This is a genomic window from Haliscomenobacter sp. (assembly GCF_040403615.1).
GTDB lineage: Bacteria > Bacteroidota > Bacteroidia > Chitinophagales > Saprospiraceae > Haliscomenobacter.
On sequence record NZ_JBBAKG010000220.1, the window covers coordinates 1 to 3,724 of the forward strand.

General features: G+C 42.9%; 4 protein-coding genes. 2 read left to right on the forward strand and 2 right to left on the reverse strand.

Going from position 1 to position 3,724, the window contains the following annotated elements:
• Together ABW391_RS28875 and ABW391_RS28880 are read right to left on the reverse strand one after the other, a co-directional pair.
• A partial coding sequence (locus tag ABW391_RS28875; protein ID WP_353485379.1) for an ATP-binding cassette domain-containing protein occupies positions 1 to 619 on the reverse strand: 619 nt, incomplete at its 3' end.
• A gap of 80 nt (positions 620 to 699) precedes the next feature.
• Complete coding sequence (locus ABW391_RS28880) at positions 700 to 1,749, reverse strand: BMP family lipoprotein (RefSeq protein ID WP_353485376.1); 1,050 nt, start codon at positions 1,747 to 1,749, stop codon at positions 700 to 702.
• 166 nt (positions 1,750 to 1,915) lie between these two features.
• On the opposite strand from ABW391_RS28880, the gene ABW391_RS28885 reads away from it, so the two are divergent.
• Both ABW391_RS28885 and ABW391_RS28890 read left to right on the forward strand, forming a co-directional pair.
• Positions 1,916 to 3,061, forward strand: a complete 1,146-nt coding sequence (locus tag ABW391_RS28885; protein WP_353485377.1) for an MFS transporter — start codon at positions 1,916 to 1,918, stop codon at positions 3,059 to 3,061.
• A gap of 77 nt (positions 3,062 to 3,138) precedes the next feature.
• A complete protein-coding gene (locus tag ABW391_RS28890; RefSeq protein WP_353485378.1) occupies positions 3,139 to 3,714 on the forward strand; it encodes an exonuclease domain-containing protein in 576 nt (191 codons plus the stop codon).
• The last annotated feature ends 10 nt before the right edge of the window (positions 3,715 to 3,724 follow it).

Below are 3,724 nucleotides of genomic sequence, written 5' to 3' on the forward strand. Positions count from 1 at the left end.
CTGCGACCGCACGGACTTCTCGAAGTTTGTGGGTAATGAAAATTATGGAAGTGCCTTTGCGCTTTAACTCCTGCATGGTTTTCAAAAGCTCATCGGTTTCTTGTGGCGTGAGTACTGCAGTTGGTTCATCTAAAATCAAGACTTTCGCCTCGTAAATCAGAGCTCGGATAATCTCGACTTTTTGCTGAGTTCCAACAGGCAGAGTTTCTATAATTGCATCAGGGTCTACCTCGAAACCGAAGTCTTTCGAAACCTTTTTAATCGCTTCGCGAGCAGCTGAAATATCTAAAACACCAAGGCTTTTAGTTTTCTCATGACCTAAAACAATATTTTCAGCAACGGAGAACACCGGAATAAGCATGAAATGTTGGTGGACCATACCGATACCAGCATTTAGGGCATCACTAGGCTCCGAGATATCTATTAATTTTTCATCGACTAAAATTTCGCCACTATCAGCTTTCAATAATCCATAAACAATATTCATAAGGGTTGATTTACCAGCGCCGTTCTCGCCGAGAATCGCGTGTATCTGACCAGTCTCGACTCGCAAATTTATTGAATCATTTGCGGTTAATGAACCGAAGGTTTTAGTAACTCCACGCAGCTCTAATGACACAATCAAATCCTACCGACTTAGAGCCAAAAAAACAGGAGGCCCGATATTCCGGAGCCTCCTGTTTCTAGCAAGCTATTTACTTATGCACTTACCTTAAGAGTTCCCGCAATAATTGCATCGCGAATCTTGCGAACTTCAAGTTTAAGTTTTCCAGGGACACGACCTGATTGATCGTGGTATGGCGCAATTGAAACACCTTTATTTTTGAGCGTTCCAACATACCTTGAGCCATTGAACTTCTTATCGGCTACGTCTTTAGCAACTGACTTGATTGAAGCACCAATTTCCTTTACAACAGTTGTAAGAAGAATTGTCTTGCCAGCAGTTAGAAGACCAAATCCATCTGAGTCAACCCAGATAGTGACTGACTTCTTGCTCTTCTCAGATTCTGCAGCATAAGGAGCTCCAAGGTTTCCACCAACTGGAAGAATTACATCGGCGCCCTGTTGTTCAAAGCCCTTTGAAATTGTAAGCGCTTTGGACTGGTCAGAGAAGTTACCAACGAATGTTCCAGAACTTGGACTTGCTGGATCCCATCCAAGTACCTTTACAGACTTACCTTTTTGCTTGTTGTAGTAAGCAACACCACGAGCATATCCATCCATGAAAATTGTAACTGTTGGGTATGGAGCTCCACCGTAAGTTGCAACTTTACCTGTCTTCGATACTCCAGCTGCCAAGTAACCTGCCATAAATGCAGCTTCATCAGTTTGGAATGTCAATCCCTTTACATTTGCTACAGGCTTGCAGTTGAAGTTTGCATCGCAATCTTCACCGGCATCGTCAACAACTGCATACTTAATCTTTGGGTTTGCCTTTGCAGACTTAACGATTTCTGCTGAAATAGCGAAACCAACACCAACGATTAGATCGCAACCCTTATCAACAAACTTCTTGATGTTTGGCGCGAAATCTGCAGATGAAGCAGCTGAAAGATACTCAGCAGTTGACTGTGTAGATGCTTGAGCACCTTTCCAGGCTCCTTCGTTAAATGAACGATCGTCTACGCCGCCAGTATCTAGGGCTAGACATAATTTAATTTTTGCTGCTTGTGCTGAAGGAGCAACTGCAACACCTGTAATAAGTGTTAGAGATGCGGCTACCGCAATAAGCTTTAGTGACTTTTTCAAAGCGCCTCCTGGATTAACCCTCAAATAAGGGATTGATGTGGGAGAAACCCTACCCTTTCGCATATTGCATGCAAGTTTCGCGGGGCGAGGTTTTGATAGCAAACTCTCAACTAGCGGTTTAAAGTTAAAGCGGGGAAAAGCAAAAATTGCGATTTATACTCGCTAAATGAAACTCTCCCGGCACTTTGAACTGATTGCCCTAATAGCAATCGCCGGTTGTATTCGCTCCCCAATAACAAGTATCGGGCCGCAGATAAATGCAATTCGTGGAAGCCAAAATTTAGGGATCATCCAATTCGGATTCTTAACCGCAATCCCCGTGATTTGTTTCGCATTAGCTGCTCCACTGCCTAGTCTGAGAATTTTCCGAAAGATAAAGACAGAACAATTAATCGTATTCGCACTCCTCGCCCTAGCCGCGGCAACTATTTTTCGAACTCTGGGCTCTAATTCTCTGCTCTTCGGGTTAACAATTATTCTTGGTGTCAGCATTGCAATCTTAAATATTGTTACCCCAGCGTTGGTCCGTCGGGATTACCCCAAAAAAATAACAACAGTCATGCCAATTTATTCGGCCGTTCTTGCACTGATGGCCTCACTTGGCGCCGGTCTTTCAATTCCGATTGCAAATTATTTTGGAGGCAATTGGAAATTCGGTATCTCGGTCTGGGCCATTCCTGCAATATTGGTCGCATTGATTTGGATTCCGTTATTACGAAAAGCGCAACCAATGCCCGATTCTCACGAAAATCATTTTAAAGAATTGTTAAGGTCCAAAAAAGCATGGCTTGTTTCAGTTTATATGGGAGTCCAGTCAGCAACTTTCTATACCCAAGTGGCTTGGATGCCTAAAATGTTGATGGATAAAGATTATTCCGCCGCCGAAGCAGGTGCACTTTTCGGGCTTTCAACACTTTGTGGTTTTGCTTTAACTTTAATTTTGCCGCTGGTTTTCAGTAAGGGCGAAAATTTGCAGAAAGCAATTCTGGCGACTTCAGTTCCCGGCATCGCTGGATTCTTGGGACTTACATACTTATCGAATAGTTGGACAATTCCGGCTCTCTTATTGATTTCTACTACCCATGCAGCACTGCCATTGGCCTTAGGTTTAATTGCGATGAAATCACCAAGCCTTGCTGCGACAAGTCATCTTTCATCTATGGCCCAAGGAATTGGATATTGCATTGCGGCGATATTCCCATTAGTTATTGGATATTCATATGCACTAACAGATAGTTGGATATCAGCCACATATTTGATTGTTTGCTTGATTGCACTTCAAGCAGTTTCTGGACTGAAGGCAAACCGCTAGATGTCAGTGCCGGTACTTATGATTATTCCTATGATTGCTAGTTGGCCTTTACTTTGAAATCTCAAAACCAAAAAACTTTGGCCCAAGTAACATTTATAGTTTTGGATTTAGAGACTACAGGCGCCTCACCTCAACAAGGATGTGGCATCACAGAAATTGGGGCCATTGCTGTGCGAGGTGGCGAAGTTCTGGGAGAGTTTTCAACCTTTGTAAATCCCCAAGTTCCGTTGCCTGATTACATTGTTAATCTGACTGGGATCACCGATGAAATGTTGGTAGGTGCGCCACTAATTGATGAGGTATTTCCTGAATTTATAAAGTTCATTGATCGCCACGAAGATATCCATTTGGTTGCCCACAATGCGCCTTTTGATCTTGGGTTTCTCAAGGCCGCTGCAGCCTCACTTGCAATCGAATGGCCCAAATATGAAGTAATCGATACCGTTAAATTAGCAAGGCGTGTTATTGATCGCTCCGAGATCTTGAATTACAAACTTGGCACACTTTCACAATTTTTTGACACCCAAGCGCTACCAAATCACAGGGCACTAGATGATGTAAAAACCACGGTTGAAGTCCTGCACAGATTGATTGAAAGGCTTGCTGGTTTTAAGGTTTTTTCAGTTTCTGAGTTTAAAAAATTTATGCGCTAATTATTGTTTT